Consider the following 20,136-nt stretch of genomic DNA (forward strand, 5'->3'; position numbering starts at 1 on the left):
TGGTGCAGCTAGGCATTGCATCACAAAATTTTGCTGTTATGCGGGAAAAGGCAGTTAACGGCCCTTTGGCTCGGGCCGGTTGAGAGGGGGAATGGCGTGAAGATAGGCGCGTTGACGGAAGTCTTTCCGGGCGAGAACCGGGTGGCGATGACGCCGGATTCGGCGGTCCAGCTGGTGAAGCTGGGACATGTTTGCGTGGTGCAGGCCGGGGCGGGGGCCAAGGCGGGCTTCTCGGATGCGGCCTATGCGGCGGTGGGGGTCGAGGTCCTGGCCGATGCGGCGGCGGTTGTCGCGGCGGCGGATGTGCTGGTCAAGGTGCGCGGCCCCGAGAAGGCCGAGGCCGAGGCGCTGCGCGAGGGCCAGACGCTGATCTCCTTCTTCTGGCCCGCGCAGAACCCCGACCTTTTGGAGACGGTGAAGTCTCGCGGCGCGACGGCGATTGCGATGGACATGGTGCCGCGCATCTCGCGCGCGCAGAAGATGGACGCCCTGTCCTCGATGGCCAATATCGCGGGCTATCGGTCCGTGATCGAGGCCGCCAACAACTTCGGCCGCTTCCTGACCGGCCAGGTGACGGCGGCGGGCAAGGTGCCCCCTGCCAAGGTGCTGATCGTGGGGGCTGGCGTGGCCGGTCTTGCCGCGACGGGCACGGCGGTCTCGCTTGGGGCGATTGTGCATGCCTTCGACGTCCGCCCCGAAGTGGCCGAGCAGATCGAGTCCATGGGCGCGAACTTCGTCTTCCTCGACTTCGCCGAGCAGGCGCAGGACGGGGCGGCGACGGGCGGCTATGCGGCTCCGTCGTCCCCTGAGTTCCGCGAGGCCCAGCTGAAGAAGTTCCGCGAGCTGGCGCCCGAGATGGACATCGTCATCACGACGGCCCTGATCCCGGGTCGGCCTGCGCCCAAGCTCTGGCTGGAGGATATGGTCGCCGCGATGAAGCCCGGAAGCGTGGTGGTCGACCTCGCCGCCGAGCGCGGCGGCAACTGCGACCTGACCGTGCCGGATCAAAAGGTGGTCTCGCCCAATGGGGTGAAGATTGTCGGTTACACCGACTTCCCCTCGCGGATGGCGACGCAAGCCTCGACGCTTTATTCCACCAACATCCGCCACATGCTGACCGACCTGACGCCCAAGAAGGACGGCGTGATCTTCCACAACATGGAAGATGACGTGATCCGGGGCGCCACCGTGGCGCATCAGGGCGCAGTGACCTATCCCCCGCCGCCGCCCAAGGTGGCCGCCATCGCGGCGCAAAAGCCCAAGGAGAAGGTCAAGGAACTGACCGCCGAGGAAAAGCGCGCGCAAGAGACCGCAGCCTTCAAAGCCCAGACCCGGAACCAGGTGGCCATGCTGGTCATCGGCGGCGGCCTGATCCTTTTGGCCGGGCTCTTCGCGCCTGCCTCCTTCATGAGCCACTTCATCGTCTTCGTCCTCTCGGTCTATGTCGGCGTCCAGGTCATCTGGAACGTCAGCCACAGCTTGCACACGCCGCTGATGGCCGTGACCAACGCGATTTCCTCCATCATCATCCTCGGCGCCCTGATGCAGATCGGCTCGGGGTCGTGGCTGGTGGTCGTCCTGGCCGCCCTGTCGGTCTTCATGGCGGGGATCAACATCTTCGGGGGCTTCATGGTCACCCGGCGGATGCTCGCCATGTTCCAGAAGTCGTAAGGGAGCGCCGGAATGGAATTCGGATTCACCACCGCCGCCTATGTCGTTGCGGCTGTTCTTTTCATCCAGTCCCTTGGCGGGCTGTCGGGCCAGGAAAGCGCCAAGCGCGCGGTCTGGTATGGGATCGTCGGCATGGCTTTGGCCGTGGCGGCGACGTTGTACGGCCCCGGAGCGGGCAATTGGGCGCTGAGCCTGGTCATGGTCCTCGCGGGTGGCGTGATCGGCTGGTATGTCGCGCAAAAGGTCCAGATGACCGAGATGCCGCAACTGGTGGCCGCCATGCACTCGCTGGTTGGCCTGGCCGCAGTCTTCATCGGCTACAACACCCATATCGAGCTGGCCGCCGTTTCGGCCATGGATGCGGCGGCGCAAGAGGCCGCCACCGGCTTTGCCGCGACCCTGGTCCACAAGCTGCATGACCCGATGGCCGGCGCGCTGATCTCGATCCTGCGGGTCGAGACCTATCTGGGCGTCTTCATCGGCGCCGTGACCTTCACCGGCTCGGTCATCGCGTTTGGGAAACTCGCGGGCAAGGTCGATGGCAAGGCCAAGAAGCTGCCGGGCGGCCATGTGCTGAACGCAGGCGCTGCCTTGATCTCGCTGGTGCTGCTGGTCGTCTACCTGCAAAGCGGCTCGACCCTGGCTCTGCTGGTGATGACGCTCGCCGCGCTTTTCATCGGCTATCACCTGATCATGGGGATCGGGGGCGCGGACATGCCCGTCGTGGTCTCGATGCTGAACAGCTATTCCGGCTGGGCGGCGGCGGCGATCGGCTTTTCGCTCTCCAACGACCTCCTGATCGTGGTTGGCGCGCTGGTCGGCTCCTCGGGCGCGATCCTGAGCTACATCATGTGCAAGGCGATGAACCGGAGCTTCGTCAGCGTCATCCTCGGCGGCTTCGGTGGCACCACCGGCCCGGCGATGGAGATCACCGGCGAGCAGGTGGCCATCGACACCGAAGGTGTCGCGGCGGCGCTGAACGATGCGGATAGCGTCATCATCATCCCGGGCTATGGCATGGCCGTGGCCCAGGCGCAGCAGTCGGTCTCGGAATTGACCCGCAAACTGCGCGCCAAGGGCAAGACGGTGCGCTTCGCCATCCACCCCGTGGCAGGCCGCCTGCCGGGCCATATGAACGTACTCCTGGCCGAGGCCAAGGTCCCCTATGACATCGTCCTCGAAATGGACGAGATCAACGAGGACTTCCCCTCGACCGACGTGGCCATCGTCATCGGCTCGAACGACATCGTGAACCCGGCCGCCCAAGAGGACCCGAACTCCCCCATCGCGGGGATGCCGGTCCTGGAATGCTGGAAGGCCAAGATGGTGATCGTCTCGAAGCGCGGGCAGGGGACTGGCTATTCGGGCATCGAGAACCCCTTGTTCTACAAGGACAACACCCGGATGTTCTATGGCGACGCCAAGAAGAGCCTCGACGCCCTTCTGCCGCTGATCCAGTAAAGCGCGCGCGGAAAGCAAGAGGCTCCGGGTCAAGCCCGGAGCACCTCATCGCCAAAGGCCCCGGGGGAGACCTCGGGGCCTTTCCCTTTTCACCGAGGCGCCCCCTCCCCAAACTGGCGCGCCCCATGCCTTTTCATCTTTTCACAAATATCCCACGGGAGGGTCCGGGAGGGTGTGAAACCCTCCCGGGCGTGTCGCCCAAGCACAGGACGGGGCGCGAAAGCCCCCCGCCGACCCCCATGGCATGCGGGCAACACATCCATTGCATACCCCGGTATCCTGCCGAAACCCATTGCTCTGGCCTGTCCCGCCTCTAGGTCTAACCCATTGACCCCCGAGGCCCTGATGACCGATCACCCGCTCCGCTACGCCCTTGTCAACGAACTCCACGCCCGGCCCTTTCCCGTGGTGCAGGCCCCCGCGACGGCGGTCTTCATGGCGCTCATGCCGCCCGAGGGTGCCGCTCGGAACAAGGCGGCGGACCTCGCGCATCTCGTGGCGCTCCTCGACCGTCACGGCGGCTCCCATCCCCAGCCCGATGCCAACCACTGGTCCGGCCCCATCGGCCGATCCGAGCTGAAATGGGAGAGCCATACCGAATTCGTCACCTTCTCGGCCTTCACCCCCGGCGTCTCGGCCCGGCCCTTCGACCCTTTCGAGGCCGAGGTCTTCCCGCAAGACTGGCTGGCCGATAGCCCCGGCCTGCGCGCCACCTCGGTCCTGATCCGCGTCCTGCCCGAACCCGCCACCGAGGCCGAGATGCTGAGCCTCCTCGACGGCTGGATGGTGCGGGAAAGCCTGGCCGTGGCCCGGGTCGTCGACGGCGCGGCGATCATCGCGGGGGATTTCCGCATCGACCCGGCCGGCCAGATGCGCTTTGCCGTCTTCGTCCGCGCGGGCACGGGGGAGCGCCGCATCGGCCGCATCGTCCAGCGCCTGTGCGAGATCGAGACCTACCGCGCCATGTCGATGCTGGGCCTGATGAAGGCGCGGGAGCTGACCACGCGGCTGAATGCGCTGGACCCAAGGCTTTCGGCGCTGATCTCCGAGCTTGACCGCGGCGACCGCCCGGCCGAGGCGGCGCTGCACGAGCTTCTGACCATCGCCTCCGAGCTGGAAAGCCTCGCCGTCCAAAGTTCTTTCCGATTCGGCGCCAGCGCGGCCTATGAGGCCATCGTCAACCAGCGCATCCTGGCCTTGCGCGAAGAGCGGATCGGCGGGCGCCAGACCTTTGGCGAATTCATGATGCGGCGCTATGACCCGGCCATGCGGACGGTGAAATCGACCGAGGTTCGGCTGAAGGCCATGTCCGAGCGCGCCCAACGTGCCGCCGAGCTTTTGCGCACCAGGGTCGATGTCGAACGCTCGGCGCAGAACCAGAAGCTCTTGGCCTCGATGGATGCCCGCGCCGATCTGCAACTGCGCCTGCAACACACGGTCGAGGGCCTGTCGGTCGTGGCCATCAGCTATTACGCGGTCAGCCTCGCGGCCTATCTCTTCCATCCCCTGGCCGAGGCCGTCCACCTGGCCGAGGGTCTGGACAAGGCCATCCTGACCCCCCTGGTGATCCTCGGCGTCTGGTTCGCCCTGCGCCGGGTCCGGGCGCGGCTGCACTAGGGGCGCTTGACAGTCCCCGGGGCCTGTGGCCTCAAGCGTTTGCGCGCAAACAGGAATTCGACATGACCCGATCCAAGTCCCAACTGTCCCCGGTCAAGGCCAATGGGGGCCTTGCCCAACCCCTGGCCGAGCCCACCGTCATCGTGGTGACCACGCCCGGTCAAACCACCTATGGTTCGGCGCTGAACGAGGTCTTCCAGGGCACCTCTGGCGACGATCAGATCGTGGGCCTTGGAGGGGCGGACCGGATCGAGGGCGGGGCGGGCAATGACAAGCTGCATGGCAACCGGCTGGGGCTGGATTTCTTCGACGATCCCTTTGCCGACAGCCTTTATGGCGGGTTGGGCGATGACCTTCTGGTGGGCGACCGGGGCGATGTGATCGATGGCGGGGCGGGGCGCGACCTCTTCCAGTCCACCTTCCGGGCCAGCGTGATGCCGGCCCTGTCGTTGAGCCTGAGCCAGGACAGCTGGATCCGGTTCGGCGGCGCGCAAAGCATCCGCCTGGTGGGAATCGAGGTGATCGAGATGACCGGGTCTTCGGGCGCGGACACGATCACGGCCGGAGCGGGCAATGACACCTTCCTCGGCCGAGGCGGCGCGGATGTCGTGGCGCTGGGGGGCGGCAACGACCTCTTCGAGGGCGATTTCCAGGCGGCCTTCGTCGCCGATGGCGGGGCGGGCAATGACCGGATCGACATCTACGGCATCGTGGCCGATGTCACCGCCACCTCGATCGGCGGGGTCTCGGTGACCTCGGGCGGCGTGACGCGCATGGCGCAGAACTTCGAGAGCCTGGGGCTTTATTTCGGCCTGGTCAACGTGACCTTCACCGGCGGGGCCAGCCATGACCTGCTCGTCGGAGGCGCAGAGACCTCGCGGCATGTGATCGACATGGGTGCGGGCGATGACCGGGTCCAGATCACGGGCCAGGCGCGGATCGACCTGGGCTATGGACATGACACTGCGACGCTGACCGGCTCCGGTCGGGTGGTGGGGGGCTATGGAAATGACAGCCTCTGGGGCAATGGCGACGGCGGAAAGACGCTTCTGGGCGGCATCGGCAATGATGACCTTTTCCTGTCGCAGGGCAGCGGGGCGCTTTACGGCGGGACGGGCAACGACACCTTGTCGGCCAGCGCCGGCATAGCGGCGGGCGCGATCCTGGATGGTGGAGCCGGTATCGACACGGTCTTCCTTGCGGGTCCCTCGCCGGTGACCGGGTCCTTCGTCGGCGCCGATTACGTCAGCGGAAGCCTGCGCTTCACCACTGTGGAGCGGGTCCATCTCTCGGGCTCGGCGGGGGCGGATTCGGTCTCGGGCGGAGCCTACGGGGATTTGCTGGCGGGCGAGGGGCTCTTTCCCTCCGGCGCGACCGATGCCGATACGCTCTCGGGGATGGGCGGCGATGACACGATCCTTGGCGGGGCCGGGCGGGATGTGCTGACGGGCGGCGAGGGGGCGGACCGGATCGAGGGCGGCAGCGAGGGCGACCGGCTGCAGGGCGATGCGGGCAACGACACGCTGACCGGCGGCACGGGCATCGACACGCTGATCGGCGGGGCCGGGGCGGATGTCTTCGCCTTTGCCGCGACCGAGCGCCTTTCGATGGGGGCGGGGGATGTCATCTCGGATTTTGCCCAAGGGGTGGACCGCATCGACCTGACGGCGCTTGGGCCGATGACCTTCATCGGGGCTGGGACCTTCACCGGGCGGACGGGAGAGCTGCGCGGCTTCGTCCAGGGCGGCGTGACCTATCTGCGGGGCGACATGGATGGCAATGGCACCGCCGACTTGGCCATCGTCCTGACCGGCGCCTTCACCCTGACCGTCGGCGATTTCATCCTGTAACGAAACCGCCCGCCAGGGAGACCTGGCGGGCGGTTTCCGTCAGCGCCCCCTGACCCGCGGGTCCAGGGCGTCGCGCAAGCCGTCGCCGATATAGTTCACCGCCAGCACGGTCAGCGAAATCGCCAGGCCCGGCCAGATCACGCGTTCGGGGTAAAGCTGCATGTATTGCAGCCCGTCGAACAACAGCCGCCCCCAGGTCGGGAAATCGGGCGGGAAGCCGAGGCCGAGGAACGAGAGCACGCTTTCGGTGATGATCGCCTCGGCAATCCCCAAGGTCGCGGCCACCATGATGGGCGAGACGATATTGGGCAGGATATGCCGCAGGATCACCCGGCGCGGCGGCGTGCCGATCGACCGCGCCGCCAGGACATATTCGCGCTCCTTCAAGGCCAGGACCTCGCCCCGCACGATCCGCGCCGCCTGCATCCAGCTTGTGATGCCGATGGCGAAAACGATGAGGGTAAAGGCGCCAAGCTCGGGCCCGATCAGCGCCGCCACCTTGTCGCGGAACAGCATGACCATGACCAAGAGCAGCGGGATCAGCGGCAGGGCCAGGAACATGTCCGTCAGCCGCATCAAGGGCCCGTCCAGCCGCTTGAAATAGCCCGCCAGCACCCCGATGAAAGTGCCGAAGAAGATGGCGATGGCCATGGCGACGAAGCCCACCGCCAAGGAGACCTTGCCCGCCAGGATCATCCGGCTGAGCATGTCGCGCCCGATCTGGTCGGTGCCCAGCGGAAATTTCAGCGAGGGCCCGAGGTTCTTGGACTTGATCGCCTCGACCACGGTCAACTTGGGCGGCTGCCACAGAAGCGGCCCAAGGACGACGAAGGCCACGAGCAGGGTCAGCACGGCCAGGCCGAAAAGCGCGCCCTTGTGGCTGCGGAACTGGCTCCAGATCGCGCGAAGCTGGCTTTCCGGCTTGTCGAGGGCCGAGGATTTGGTGTCAGTCATAACGGATCCTCGGGTCAAGCAGGCCGTAAAGGATGTCGGCGATCAGGTTGAAGACCACGATCAGCACGGCAAAGATGAAGGCCAGCGTCTGAACCATGGGCAGGTCGCTGGCATGGATGGCCAGGATCAGCGCCGCGCCGATCCCGTTCACGCCAAACAGGTTCTCGGTGATGATCGCGCCGCCGAAGATCGAGGGGATGCCAAGGGCGATCACCGTCACCACCGGGATGAGCGAATTGCGCAGGACGTGCTTCAGGACCACGGTCTTTTCGCGCATCCCCTTGGCGCGGGCGGTGCGGACATAGTCCTGGACCATGTTCTCCAGCATCGAGGAGCGCATGTAGCGGCTGATCGTGGCGGCATTGGCCAGCCCCAGGGTCAGGACCGGAAGTGCCATCTGGCGAAGCTGTTTCAGGAAGCTCTCCCAGTCCGTGACCTCCATCATCGTGTCGTATTTGGTCGGGAACCAACCCAGCCAGACGGCGAAGATGATGATGAAGAGCGTGCCGGAAAAGAAGGTCGGGACCGAAAAGCCGATCATGGCAAAAAGCGTGCCAAGCTGGTCGAAGACGGAATACTGCCGATAGGCGGAGTAGATGCCGATGGGCAGGGCGATCAGGATGCCCACCAGATAGGCCGTGCCGATGACGGTCAGGGTCTGGGGCAGGCGCTGGCCGATGACGGTGAAGACGGGGCTGCGCGACTGCCAGGACAGGATGCGCTGTTCGCCGGCGGCGAAATCGGTGCCGAACCAGTGGTTGATCACCTGGGCGGGCTCCACCCAGAAGAACTGCCGCAGCCACAGGACATAGCGGACAAAGACCGGCTGATCGGCGCCCATGGCCTCAATCATCCTCTGGCGGACATCGGGGGGCACGGTCAGGGGGATCTCGGACATGGGCGAGCCCGGGGCGAGATCGACCAGGAGAAAGATCACCAGCGAGATGGCCAAAAGCGTCGGTATGGCGAGCAAGAGCCTGCGAAGGGTGAAGGTAAGCATGTGCTGCGGCGCCTTGGGTCAAGTCGGTGGGGGAGGGCGGCCCCCGAGGGGACCGCCCGGATCACGGCCGGGATACGGCCGTCAGGATCACTTCACGCGATACCAGTCGGCGATGTTCCACAGCTCGGTGTCCCAGGCGTTCATGACGACGCCGCCCAGGGTGTTGGAATGGGCCGAGAGCGTGCCGCGGTGAACCAGCGGAACCACGATCATGGAGTCCTTGGTCACCATGTCGTTCAGCTTCTTGGCCAGTTCCTGGCGCTTGGCGATATCGGTCGTGCCTGCCAGTTCGGCGATCATGGCGTCATAGGCCGGATCGCAGAAGCGGTTGATGTTCTCACCCTGCCACTGGCTTTCCGGGGTCGGCGCGTTCTTGCACTGGTACTGGCCCAGGTAGACTTCCGGGTCCGGCGTGTCGGAGTTGTTGGCATACATCTCGACATCGGCATAGAACTTCTGGAACGTGTCGGGCGAGCCCGGGTCACCGCCGAAGAAGACGCCCGGGTCGATGGCCTTCAACTCGACCTCGACGCCCAGCTCGGTCCACCAATCCTTGATCAGCGCCTGGAAGTCCTGGCGGATCGGGTTGACGGTGGTCTGATAGAGGATGTGCAGCTTCTTGCCATCCTTGTCGCGGATGCCGTCGCCGTCGGAGTCTTTCCAGCCCGCCTCATCCAAGAGCGCCTTGGCGCCTTCCATGTCCTGCGCGATGCAGCCGGTGTTGTCGGACGCCCAGGCATCGGGGCCGGGGATGACGTTGCAGGTGGGCTTGCCGCCCGCGCCATAGCCCACTTCGACCAGGATCGAACGGTCGATGGCCTTGGACAGAGCCGTGCGGACCTTGATGTCCGACAGGATCGGGTGGGGATGCTTGGCGGTCGAACGCTCGCCTTCGGGCAGATCGGGCGAGGGGTCGGTCGTGTTCATTTCCAGGCGCTCGACCAGGGTGCCGAAGGCCACCACGAACTGGCCCTTGCCGGCAGCGGTCATCGCGGCCTGGCTGTCGGGCGGGATCTGGGTGTTCCAGGCATAGTCGAACTCGCCGGTCTCCATGACGGCGCGGGCCGAGCCCTCGGCATCGCCACCGCCCTTGATCACGGCGGTCGCGAAGGCGGGCAGGGCCGCGTCACGGTAGTTCGGGTTGGCAGCCAGGGCCACGGTGTCGTTGATCGTCATGGCGGTCACCATGAAGGGACCGGTGCCGATGGGCATGTTGTTCGCATCGGTGCAGGTCGGAGCCGCAGCGCCGGTGCAGGCTTCGAACTGCTTCTTCTGCAGGATGGGCGAGAGGGCGCCCACGAAAGCGGTATAGGGATTGGGCTTCGGCGCCTCGAAGGTCACCTTGACGGTCGATGCATCGACGGCCTCGACCGACTTCACGCCTTCGTACTTGGTGGCCTGGCTGCAACCGCCGGCCGGGTCCATGCAATAGGCCGCCGTGAAGACCGCGTCATCGGCGGTGACCGGCGTGCCATCGGACCACAGGAGGCCCGGCTTCAGCTTCCAGGTGATCGAGGTCATGTCGGCCGAGATGCCGCCATTTTCCAGCGTCGGGATCTCGACGGCCAGCTTGGGGATCAGGTTGCCCTGGGGATCGATGCCCGCCATGGGCTCGACCACCATCGAAGAGGCCCAGATGTCCTTGGTGCCGCCCGAGAGATAGGGGTTCATGATCGAAACGGCTTGCGGGAAGGTCAGCTTCAGCTCGCCATCCGTGCCGCGGTCGGCAAAAGCCGCGCCCGCCAGCACCATGCTGGCCGCAGCGCCGAGCAATGCGGTTTTCAGTCTCATCGGCTTAGACTCCTTGTTGTTGCAGTCGGGTTTCTCCGGGCCCGTTGGACGTGTTGGGCACGGTTTGGGGTTGGAAGAGGTGGCAGGCAACCTGGCGACCGGGCGCGACCTCGACCAGGGCGGGGCGGTCGCTGCGGCAGCGGTCAAAGACCTTGGGGCAGCGCGTGCAGAATGCGCAGCCCTTGGGCGGATTGGCCGGAGAGGGCACATCGCCCTTCAGGATGATCCGCTGCCCCTTCTGTTCGGGGTCGGCCTCGGGGACGGCAGAGAGCAGCGCCTCGGCATAAGGATGCAGGGGGCGGGCGTAAAGGTCGTCGCGGGGGGACAGTTCCACGATGCGGCCCAGGTACATGACCGCGACCCGGTCGGCGATGTGGCGCACCATCGACAGGTCGTGGGAGATGAAGAGATAGGTCAGGCCAAGGCGGTCCTGCAGGTCTTCCAAAAGGTTCACGACCTGGGCCTGGATGGACACATCGAGCGCGGCAATCGGCTCGTCGCAGACGATGAACTTGGGGTTCAACGCCAGCGCCCGGGCAATCCCGATGCGCTGCCTTTGCCCGCCCGAGAATTCATGCGGATAGCGGTTGGCAAAGCGGCGGTTCAGACCCACCTGGTCCATCAGCTCGTAAATCCGCTCGAGCCTTCTGTCGGGCGAAAGCGTGGTGTGTTCGACCAGGGGCTCGCCGATGATCTGCGCGAGCGTCATGCGCGGGTTCAAACTGGCCTGCGGGTCCTGGAAGACCATCTGCATCTGGGGCCGCTTCTTGCGCAGGGCCTCGGGCGGCATGGTGGTGATCTCGTCGCCCGCGATGGTCACGCTTCCGGCGGTGGGCTCGTAAAGCCGGATCAGAGCGCGGCCCACGGTCGATTTGCCGCAGCCCGATTCGCCCACCAGGCCCAGGGTCTCACCGGCGCGGATGTCGAAAGAGATCCCGTCGACGGCTTTCACCGCCCCGGTCTGGCGGCGCAGGACGCCGGAATGGATCGGGAAATGCATCTTCAGGTCGCGGACCTGGACCAGGGGGGCAACGGTTGCGTCAAGCATGGGGCGCCTCCCAGTGGCAGGCCACGTCATGGCCCGGGTTGAGGTCGCGCCTTTGCGGGTTTTCCACGCGGCAGCGGTCATGCACATGGGCGCAGCGCGCGGCAAAGGGGCAGGAGGAGGGTTCCGCCATCAGGATCGGCGGTTGGCCCTCGATGGCCATCAGGCGATCCGCACGGGCTCCGTGCAGGGCGGGGACGGTTTTCAATAGCGCCCGCGTATAGGGATGGGCCGGGTGCTTGAAGACCTCGGCGACGCGGCCCTGTTCGACGACCTGGCCGCCATACATGACCATGACCCGGTCGGCGATGCCCGCGATGACGCCCAGGTCATGGGTGATCCAGACGATGGCCATGCCCAGCTTCTGGCGCAGTTCCTTCACAAGCTCCAGGATTTGCGCCTGGATCGTTACGTCCAAGGCCGTGGTGGGCTCGTCGGCGATCAGGACATCGGGGTCGCAGGCCAGGGCAATGGCGATCATCACCCGCTGGCGCATGCCCCCCGAGAACTGGTGCGGATAAGAGCTCATCCGCGCGGCGGCATCGGGGATGCCCACCAGCTCCAGAAGCTCGATGGCCCGGGTCCTTGCCTGGGCCTTGGTCAGGCCCATGTGGCGGAGAAGCGGCTCCATGATCTGGTCGCCGACCTTGAAGACCGGGTTCAGGCTGGTCATCGGGTCCTGGAAGACAAAGCCCACGCGGGCCCCCCGGATGTCCTGCAACTCGGGCAGAGAGATCTTCAAGAGGTCGCGGCCATCCAGCAGCACCTGGCCGCCCCGCACCTCGGCCGGAGGCTGCGGCAAAAGCCCCACCAGCGACATCATCGTCACCGACTTGCCCGAGCCGCTTTCGCCGACGACGCCCAGAAGCTCGCCCTTTTGCAGACTGAAACTGACATGATTGACCGCATGCACCTCGCCGGAACGAGTGCGGAACACGGTCTTCAGGCCCCGGACATCAAGAACGGGCGCGGCCCCATCGGGCATATGTCTCTCCCCACGACCTTGTTTTTTCGGTCTGATTCAGGGCCGGGTCCTTCGCGGGTCCCGTGCCATGGCGCTAGTTTGACGATTTTGTCCTTTCGATCAACCTTAAATCTTTTACGGCGCCCTGACGTCGGTTTCGGCAGAATGACAGGTCGATGCTGCAAAATGCCGAAAAGCGGTGGCGGGCGGGGGCGGGCTTGGGGATGATCGGGGCAAAGGGAGATCGAGATGACAGAGCCAATGGGTCCGGTGGGCATGGGGTCAGCGATCGGCCATCCGGGGCCGGTGCCCAAGGCTTGCGACGTGGTCGTGGTGGGCGGCGGCATCATCGGGGTGATGACCGGCTGGTTCCTGCAACAGCGCGGATTGAAGGCCGTGGTCATCGAGAAGGGCCGCATCGCGGGCGAGCAATCCAGCCGCAACTGGGGCTGGATACGCCAGCAGGGCCGCGATTTCGCCGAATTGCCCATCATGATGGAGTCTTTGCGTCTTTGGCAGGGATTCGCGCTGCGCCTGCCGGGCCTGGGGTTCCGGCAAGAGGGGGTGATGTACCTGGCCCGCACGCCCGAAGAGATGCGCGGCTTCGAGGCCTGGGCCGATGTGGCGCGGGGGGAATACGGGCTGGACGTCGGGCTGCAGTCTCCGGCCCAGGTCTATGAGCGCATCGCCGAGGCCAGCGCGCCTTGGGTGGGCGGGCTTTTCACCGCCTCGGATGCGCGGGCGGAGCCCTGGGTCGCGGTGCCGCTCCTGGCCCGGGCGGCGGCGGCCGAGGGGCTGGCCGTGGTTGAAAATTGTGCAGTGCGCCGTCTGGATGTGCAGCGCGGCCGCGTGAAGGGGGTCTTCACCGAGCAGGGCCGCATCGCCTGCGACCAGGTCGTGGTGGCGGGGGGGGCCTGGTCCTCGCTCTTCCTGGCCGCCCATGGCGTGAAGATCCCGCAGCTTTCGGTCCTGGCCTCGGTCGCGGCCACCGTGCCGATGCCGGAGGTCTTTGCCGGCAATGCGGCCGACGACCGTTTCGCCTTTCGCAGGCGGGAGGATGGCGGCTATACCCTTGCCCCCGGCGCGCATCATGACTTCTTCATCGGGCCGGATGCCTTTCGGCATTTCTGGCCCTTCGTCCGCATGCTGAAGGCCGATTTCCGCAAGACCAAATTCCGGATGCGGGCGCCAGAGGGCTTCCCGGATGCCTGGGGCACGGCGCGGGCCTGGGGCGGCGACGAGGTCTCGCCCTTCGAAGCGGTCCGCGTGCTGGATCCCAAGCCCAATATGAAGGCGCTTGCCCGCGTGCAGGACGACTTCGCCCGCGCCTTCCCCAAGCTCGGGCGGCCCGAGATCAAGGCGGCCTGGGCGGGGATGATCGACACGATCCCCGATGTGGTCCCGGTGATCGACCGGGTGGAGAGGCTCCCGGGCCTCGTCATCGCCACGGGCATGTGTGGCCATGGCTTCGGCATCGGGCCGGGGGTCGGGCGGGTCGTGGCGGACCTGGTGGCGGGCAACAAGGTTGGGCATGACCTGGGCCGCTTCCGGCTCTCGCGGTTTACGGATGGGACCAGACTTGTGCCGGGGCCCTCTTTGTAGAGGGTTGGTCTTCCGGCTCGGAGCCGGGGGGGCTGCCGCCCCCCCGGACCCCCCGTTCGGGGGACTGCCGTCCCCCGAGCCCCCTGCCCAAAGGGGAGCACGCTCCCCTTTGGAAACCCCGTGGATATTTGCGCCAAGTTGAAAGGGGTTGCGGGGGGCAGGGCTTTGGGGAAGCATGGGGGAAAGGAGTCTCATCATGCCCGTCAAGAACCGCTTCGCCGAGATGCTGCCCGAAATCACCGCCTGGCGGCGGGATTTTCATGCCCATCCGGAGTTGTTGTTCGATGTGCATCGCACGGCGGCCAGGGTGGCCGAGCTCTGCCGCAGCTTTGGCTGTGACGAGGTGGTGGAGGGCGTGGGCAAGACCGGGGTCGTGGCGGTGATCAAGGGGCGGGGGCCGGGGCGCACCATCGGGCTGCGCGCCGATATGGACGCCCTGCCGATCCATGAGCAGACCGGGCTGCCCTATGCCAGCCAGACCCCCGGCAAGATGCATGCCTGCGGCCATGACGGCCATACGGCGATGCTTCTGGGCGCCGCGAAATACCTGGCCGAGACGCGGAATTTCGACGGGGTGGCCGTTTGCATCTTCCAACCCGCCGAAGAGGGCGGCGGCGGGGGCCGCGAGATGGTGGCCGATGGCATGATGACCCGCTGGGGCATCGACGAGGTCTATGGCATGCACAATATGCCGGGCATCCCGGTCGGGACCTTTGCGATTCGCCCGGGCGCGATGATGGCGGCGGCCGATCAGTTCGAGGTCGTCATCACCGGCAAGGGCGGCCATGCCGCCAAGCCCCAGGACTGCGTCGATACCGTCGTCGTGGCGGCCCATGTCATCACCTCTGTCCAGACCATCGCCTCGCGCAATGTCGATCCCCTGGGCCAGGTCGTGGTCTCGATCTGCGTGGTCGAGACGGATTCGACCGCCTATAACGTCATCCCCCAGGTGGTGAAGCTGAAGGGCACGGTGCGCACCATGGATCCCAAGGTGCAGGATTACGTCGAGCGCCGCCTGGCCGAGGTGATCGAGGGCACGGCGCTCGCCCTGGGCGCGCGGGCGGATGTGGACTATCAGCGCGGCTATCCCGTGACGATGAACGCGCCAGAGAACACCGCGCATGCGGCCGAGGTCGCCCGGGCGATCTCGGGACGTGTCGATGAGGATGTGGCGCCGATGATGGGGGCCGAGGATTTCAGCTATATGCTGAACGAACGCCCCGGGGCCTATATCTTCGTCGGCAACGGCGACACGGCCATGGTCCATCACCCGGCCTATAACTTCGACGACAATGCGATCCCCTTTGGATCGAGCTGGTATGCGGCCATGGTCGAGGCGCGGGGGTGACCTCGCTCCGGCGTGTTGGGCTGCGGCTGTTTCCGCCCCTGGCCATATGTATATCCTGGCTTGCCTTTGCGTCCGTTGACACGCCTCCGGATGGAGGCGCGATAGAGACCCTTATGCGAGAGCAAGGGGTCTCACATGTGGCAGCTTATCACATGCTGAGGACGGGAGCCGCGTTCTGGGGCGGGGCCATTCTGGGGTCCTACCTCCTCGGCATTGCGGTCGCTTTCTGGTTGACCTCACGAGAGCCGATGATCTGGTGGAGGGTCTTCGATTGGGTCGTGCTGATTAGCTGCTGTCTTCTTCTCATTCTTGCTGTTTTTGGGGCATTAGTGGGACCAATCATTCCTGGCTGAGGGCGGCGCAAATGAAACAGGTGCCAGGTCCAGCGCAGGTTGAAGAGTGAGGGAAAGAGACCAATGATCACCACCAGCCTCATCGCAGCCATCGCCCTGCTGCATGTCTATATCCTGGTCCTCGAGATGTTCCTCTGGACCACGCCCCGCGCCCGCAAGGCCTTTGGCACCACGGCGGAGTTTGCGGCAGCGACTCGGGTGCTGGCCGCCAACCAGGGGCTCTATAACGGCTTCCTGGCGGCGGGGCTCTTCTGGGGGCTTTGGCGCAGCGATGTCGCAGTGTTTTTCCTCGCCTGCGTCCTGGTGGCCGGGGTTTACGGCGCGATGACGGCCTCGCGGCGGATCCTCTTTGTGCAGGCGGTTCCGGCGGGATTGGCCTTGTTGGCGGTGGGCTTTGGGATTTGACGCAGGGTGCGTGATCTCACGCACCGCCCCGGCAGGTGCGTGCAAGCACGCAGCCTAGGCCAGCGCGAGGTCCTCGGCCGGATAGCGCAGGCCCCGCTCTTGCACATGGATATCGGCATCCATAAGGCCAAAGGCCGCCATCAGCCGCGCCGTCACCGCCCTTGTGTCGAGGTCGTTCTGGCAGGTGTAGAGATCGATCGTCACGAAGCCCCGCCCGGGGAAGGTGTGAAAGCTGATGTGGCTTTCGGCGATCATCACAAAGCCTGAAAGCCCGCCCGGGTCTTTCTTGCAGTTCGGGCCCACCTCGACCACCACGGGGGTGCAGATCGCATGCATCCCCATCTCGGCGGGCAGGGTCTCCAAGAGGCGGCGCAGCGCCAGGGGCTCGGTCATCGGCGCCCCCTTGGCCGCATAGCCGTCGATCATCAGGTGGACGCCGAAGGGCATTGTGCCGGGCGCGCGGGGCGCATGGGTCAGGGTCATTCGGTGCTCTCCGTCAAGGGGTGGAAGCGGTCATAGGCCAGGTGAAAGACCCAGGCCCAGGTGGCGTAAAGCAGGGTCAGCGCGAGATCGGCCACCAGGGCCTCGGCCCAGCCCAGCCCGCCGAGCAGGACAAGCAGCGGCAGGGTCACGAGGATCGAGGTCGCCTCCAGCAGGACCGCATGGAGGAGGCGCCAGCCCCAGGGCCGGTCGCTGGAGAGCCTGTCGGTCAGGCGGTGTTCGGCCCAGTCAAAGGCGGTGCTGAAGAGGCCCGACCAGAGGAGGACGGCGAGGGAAAGCGCCACGAGCAGCCCAAGGCTCTGCCCCGCGCCGAACTCGGCCCAGGCCATGTAGAGCGGGACGGAAAGGCAGAGGCCGCCCGCCTCGTAAAGCAGCGATTGCAGCGCCCGGTCGCGGGCAGAACGAAGGGTCATGAAAAGGCTCCGCATCAAATTGCGGACAGTATGGCAGAGGCCGGGTGAAAGCGGCGTCAAACGGGGGTGAACGGGGCGTGAAATCGGCGGGGGCGCGGCGTCTTGGCTTTTCGGTTGCCGCGTTTGCCCCGGGCGCTGGGCCTGCGACGCCGGGCTGGAGCGGCCCGTCAGCGGCGCGTGAGATCACGCACCCCACGGCCTCACCCGGGCGGCAGGGTCAAGCAGGCAGCGAAGTCTTGCGACAGCTGGCGGATGCGGTCCAGCTGGTCCAGCTGGTTCCGGCGAAAGCCAAGGATGTTGATTTCCCATTGCGCGGCCTTTTCATAGACTTGGCAACTTGGGTTGAGTTCCGTGCCCGGCTTGTCGCAATTCATCACCGAGATGACCTCGTCGCCGACGGTCTGGACATAGACATCTCGTTCGGCCTTTGCCCAATCTGCCGCCCCCTCGACCTCGACGCGCGTGTAAGGCCCGATGGTCTCGCCTGTCTTGACCCAGGTGCGGGGGCGCGGCCATTCCCAGGCGAGGGGCGCAGAAGTAACGCTGTAGACGATCCGTTCGATGGCACGATCCCCTGCGCCCCCCGACAAGAGCACGGTGAAGAAGCTCTTGGTCATCGGGTTGGCGCTGTTGCGATAGGCCTTGGGCAGGGGCTGGCCATCGGGCAGGTTGATGTCGACGAGCAGGCTGCGGTTCGGCAGGCCGTCAGGGCCACCGCTTGGGCCGCCGAAGTCGTAGTCGGGGCGATACCAGAGGTCCAGCCACCGAGTCTCGCGCGCATCATTCGTCGGACGCCCGGCATAGGTCGCGAGCCTGTCGTGCTGGAGCGGACCCTGCCGGAAGATCGCGCAGCGCTCGGCCGAAGGGGAAGCCTCCGCCACGGCGCGGGCGGGACTGAGGGCCATACCTGCGGTGAGGGCCATAAGCGTGGTGAGGACCCAAAGGCGCATCCTCACCCCCCCGTATGGCTCATGTGGCGCGTCATCTGCCCCGCCACTTTCTGGCGCGAATAGTCGAAGTCGTGGCCCTTGGGCTTGCGTGAGATCGCCGCCCGGATGGCGGCCTCGAGGGGCGCGTCGTCAGGGCTGGCCCTGAGCGGCGCCCTCAGGTCGGCCATGTCCTCCTGGCCGAGGCACATGTAGAGCTCCCCCGTGCAGGTCACCCGCACCCGGTTGCAGCTTTCGCAGAAGTTATGCGTGAGCGGCGTGATGAAGCCCAGCTTCTGCCCCGTCTCTTCCAGCCGCACATAGCGCGCGGGGCCCCCCGAGCGCTCGGCCAGGTCGGTGAGCGTATAGCGCTCCGCCAGCCGGGCGCGGAGGTCCTTCAGCGACCAGAACTGGTCGAGCCGATCCGCCTCCATCTCGCCCATCGGCATGACCTCGATCCAGGTCAGGTCATGGCCTTCCTTTGCGGCCCATTCGGTGAGGGTGAAAAGCTCGCCCTCGTTCACGCCCTTCAAGGCCACCGCGTTGATCTTGACCCGAAGCCCCGCCTCCTTGGCGGCGGCGATCCCGTCCAGCACCTGGTTCAGGCGGCCCCAACGCGTCACCTCGGCGAACTTGGCGTCGTCCAGCGTATCCAGCGAGACATTGATCCGCCGGACCCCCACCTCGGCCAGCGCTGCCGCGTATTTGCGCAGCTGGGAGCCATTGGTCGTCACGGTCAGCTCTTTCAGCCCGTTCCCCAGCTGCTTCCCCATGGATTCGAAGAAGGTCATGATCCCCTTCCTCACCAGGGGCTCGCCCCCGGTGATCCGCAGCTTTTCCACCCCCAGCCGCACGAAGGTGCTGCATAGTCGCGTCAGCTCCTCCAGGGAGAGCAGCTCTGCCTTGGGCAGGAAGGTCATGTGCTCGGTCATGCAATAGGCGCAGCGGAAGTCGCAGCGGTCGGTGACCGAGACGCGCAGATACGAGATCGGGCGGGCGAAGGGATCTATGAGCGGTGCCATCAGTCCAAGATAGACCCTGTGGCCCGCGATACAATCCCGAAACCGCAGATGGGGGGGCTGCCGCCCCCCCAGCCCCCCGCCTCAGGGGGAGCACGCTCCCCCTGAGAACCCCCGTGAGTATTTGGGCCATATTGAAAGGGGGGAGGTCTGGAGGGGCCCCCGGGGTCCCTCCAGCTGGGGGTGCGGGGGAGAAGTCCCCCGCTTACGCCGTGGGCCGGTCGAAGACCTTGCGCCCCATCAGCGAGCCCACGAGGTCCACCATCAGCTTGGCCGTCATTCCCCGGTCGTCGAGGAAAGGGTTCAGCTCCACCAGGTCCAGCGAGGTCACGAGGCGGCTTTCGTGGAGAAGCTCGCAGACAAGATGCGCCTCGCGGAAGGTGGTCCCTCCCGGCACGGTCGTCCCCACGGCGGGGGCGATGGAGGGGTCGAGGAAATCGACATCCAGCGAGACATGCAGCATGCCGCCCGCCGCCCGGACCCGGTCGAGGAAAGCGCGCAGCGGGGCCACGATGCCGTGTTCGTCCAGGACGCGCATGTCGTTGATGGCAATGTCATGGGTCAGAAGCGCCGCATGCTCGGCCGGATCGACCGAGCGGATGCCGTAAAGGCAGATGCGCTCGGGCGGGAGGGCGGCGGGGAAGGGGCCGAAGGCGTCGAAACCCTCGCGGCCGGCGATCCAGGCGACGGGCGTGCCATGCAGGTTGCCCGAGGTCGTGGTCAGCGGCGTGTGGAAATCGGAATGGGCATCGAGCCACAGAAGGAACAGCGGCCGCCCGACCGAGGCCGCATGTTCCGCCGCCCCCGCAACCGTGCCCAGCGCCAGGGAGTGGTCTCCGCCCAGGATCACCGGCATCCGGCCCAGGGCCAGCTCCGCGCCGACCGCGCGGCGCAGGGCCTGGGTCCAGCCCAGCACCAGGTCGAGGTCATGCACCACCGGATTGGCGCAATGGGCGCCCTGGACCGCATCCGGGCCCAGGTCGCCCCTGTCCTCGACGCCGTGCCCAAGCTCGGCAATCGCCGCTCCCAGCCCCGCCACGCGATAGGCCATGGGCCCCATGATGCAACCCGCCCGCCTTTGCCCCGCGTCGATGGGCGCCCCGATCAGACTGACTTCCATAAGACCCTCCGTTTCCCCCCTTATCCCGCGCCATATGCTCCCGGTCCACCGTCATTCTGCCCGGTCCTGGTGCAGAAGGGCGGCAGATCGCCCGGC

The 20,136-nt window shown here is 66.2% G+C and carries 17 protein-coding genes; 7 read left to right on the forward strand and 10 right to left on the reverse strand.

Annotated features, from left to right (window positions below; genetic code table 11):
- The first annotated feature begins 96 nt into the window (after positions 1-96).
- From GV832_RS14455 to GV832_RS14470, 4 genes are all read left to right on the forward strand, one after another.
- Positions 97-1,671 carry a Re/Si-specific NAD(P)(+) transhydrogenase subunit alpha gene (locus GV832_RS14455; RefSeq protein WP_168775594.1) on the forward strand — a complete coding sequence of 525 codons (1,575 nt, stop codon included), beginning with the start codon at positions 97-99 and terminating at the stop codon, positions 1,669-1,671.
- A 12-nt stretch (positions 1,672-1,683) separates the two neighbouring features.
- A complete protein-coding gene (locus GV832_RS14460; protein ID WP_168775595.1) occupies positions 1,684-3,132 on the forward strand; it encodes an NAD(P)(+) transhydrogenase (Re/Si-specific) subunit beta in 1,449 nt (482 codons plus the stop codon).
- A gap of 345 nt (positions 3,133-3,477) precedes the next feature.
- Positions 3,478-4,749: a DUF3422 family protein gene (locus tag GV832_RS14465; protein WP_168775596.1), complete on the forward strand. Its 1,272-nt coding sequence runs from the start codon at positions 3,478-3,480 to the stop codon at positions 4,747-4,749.
- A 62-nt stretch (positions 4,750-4,811) separates the two neighbouring features.
- Positions 4,812-6,599, forward strand: coding sequence for a calcium-binding protein (locus tag GV832_RS14470; protein WP_168775597.1), 1,788 nt, complete (start codon positions 4,812-4,814; stop codon positions 6,597-6,599).
- A gap of 39 nt (positions 6,600-6,638) precedes the next feature.
- Here the strand turns inward: GV832_RS14470 and GV832_RS14475 are convergent, their stop codons facing one another.
- The 5 genes from GV832_RS14475 to GV832_RS14495 form a co-directional block, all read right to left on the reverse strand.
- Positions 6,639-7,553: an ABC transporter permease gene (locus GV832_RS14475; RefSeq protein WP_168775598.1), complete on the reverse strand. Its 915-nt coding sequence runs from the start codon at positions 7,551-7,553 to the stop codon at positions 6,639-6,641.
- Positions 7,546-8,553 carry an ABC transporter permease gene (locus GV832_RS14480; protein WP_168775599.1) on the reverse strand — a complete coding sequence of 336 codons (1,008 nt, stop codon included), beginning with the start codon at positions 8,551-8,553 and terminating at the stop codon, positions 7,546-7,548. Before GV832_RS14480 ends, GV832_RS14475 begins: the two co-directional genes overlap by 8 nt.
- Before the next feature lie 87 nt (positions 8,554-8,640).
- Entirely contained in the window at positions 8,641-10,344 is a 1,704-nt protein-coding gene (locus GV832_RS14485) for a peptide ABC transporter substrate-binding protein (protein WP_168775600.1), read from the reverse strand.
- A gap of 4 nt (positions 10,345-10,348) precedes the next feature.
- Complete coding sequence (locus tag GV832_RS14490) at positions 10,349-11,392, reverse strand: ABC transporter ATP-binding protein (RefSeq protein ID WP_168775601.1); 1,044 nt, start codon at positions 11,390-11,392, stop codon at positions 10,349-10,351.
- Positions 11,385-12,374: an ABC transporter ATP-binding protein gene (locus tag GV832_RS14495; RefSeq protein WP_168775602.1), complete on the reverse strand. Its 990-nt coding sequence runs from the start codon at positions 12,372-12,374 to the stop codon at positions 11,385-11,387. The genes GV832_RS14490 and GV832_RS14495 overlap by 8 nt, the downstream gene beginning before the upstream one ends.
- A 228-nt stretch (positions 12,375-12,602) precedes the next feature.
- Between GV832_RS14495 and GV832_RS14500 the strand changes: the two genes are divergently transcribed.
- The 3 genes from GV832_RS14500 to GV832_RS14510 all read left to right on the forward strand — a co-directional run bounded on the left by GV832_RS14500 (position 12,603) and on the right by GV832_RS14510 (position 16,061).
- Complete coding sequence (locus GV832_RS14500; protein WP_227754431.1) at positions 12,603-13,955, forward strand: NAD(P)/FAD-dependent oxidoreductase; 1,353 nt, start codon at positions 12,603-12,605, stop codon at positions 13,953-13,955.
- Between the two features lie 196 nt (positions 13,956-14,151).
- The gene (locus GV832_RS14505) at positions 14,152-15,303 is read left to right on the forward strand and encodes a M20 aminoacylase family protein (protein ID WP_168775603.1); all 1,152 of its coding nucleotides are present in this window, start codon (positions 14,152-14,154) and stop codon (positions 15,301-15,303) included.
- A gap of 416 nt (positions 15,304-15,719) precedes the next feature.
- Positions 15,720-16,061: a DUF1304 domain-containing protein gene (locus GV832_RS14510; protein WP_168775604.1), complete on the forward strand. Its 342-nt coding sequence runs from the start codon at positions 15,720-15,722 to the stop codon at positions 16,059-16,061.
- Between the two features lie 54 nt (positions 16,062-16,115).
- Here the strand turns inward: GV832_RS14510 and speD are convergent, their stop codons facing one another.
- The 5 genes from speD to rocF all read right to left on the reverse strand — a co-directional run bounded on the left by speD (position 16,116) and on the right by rocF (position 20,040).
- Positions 16,116-16,544 (reverse strand): S-adenosylmethionine decarboxylase, encoded by a 429-nt coding sequence (gene speD, locus GV832_RS14515; protein WP_168775605.1) that lies wholly within the window; start codon positions 16,542-16,544, stop codon positions 16,116-16,118.
- Entirely contained in the window at positions 16,541-16,975 is a 435-nt protein-coding gene (locus GV832_RS14520) for a PACE efflux transporter (protein WP_227754432.1), read from the reverse strand. The genes speD and GV832_RS14520 overlap by 4 nt, the downstream gene beginning before the upstream one ends.
- A 200-nt stretch (positions 16,976-17,175) precedes the next feature.
- The gene (locus GV832_RS14525; protein WP_227754433.1) at positions 17,176-17,880 is read right to left on the reverse strand and encodes a hypothetical protein; all 705 of its coding nucleotides are present in this window, start codon (positions 17,878-17,880) and stop codon (positions 17,176-17,178) included.
- Positions 17,881-17,927: 47 nt separating this feature from the next.
- On the reverse strand, positions 17,928-18,923 hold the full coding sequence (moaA, locus tag GV832_RS14530) for a GTP 3',8-cyclase MoaA (RefSeq protein WP_227754434.1): 996 nt from the start codon (positions 18,921-18,923) through the stop codon (positions 17,928-17,930).
- A gap of 202 nt (positions 18,924-19,125) precedes the next feature.
- Positions 19,126-20,040 carry an arginase gene (rocF, locus tag GV832_RS14535; RefSeq protein WP_168775608.1) on the reverse strand — a complete coding sequence of 305 codons (915 nt, stop codon included), beginning with the start codon at positions 20,038-20,040 and terminating at the stop codon, positions 19,126-19,128.
- Between the last annotated feature and the right edge of the window lie 96 nt (positions 20,041-20,136).

Source organism: Stagnihabitans tardus, from assembly GCF_009925085.1.
GTDB classification, from domain to species: domain Bacteria; phylum Pseudomonadota; class Alphaproteobacteria; order Rhodobacterales; family Rhodobacteraceae; genus Stagnihabitans; species Stagnihabitans tardus.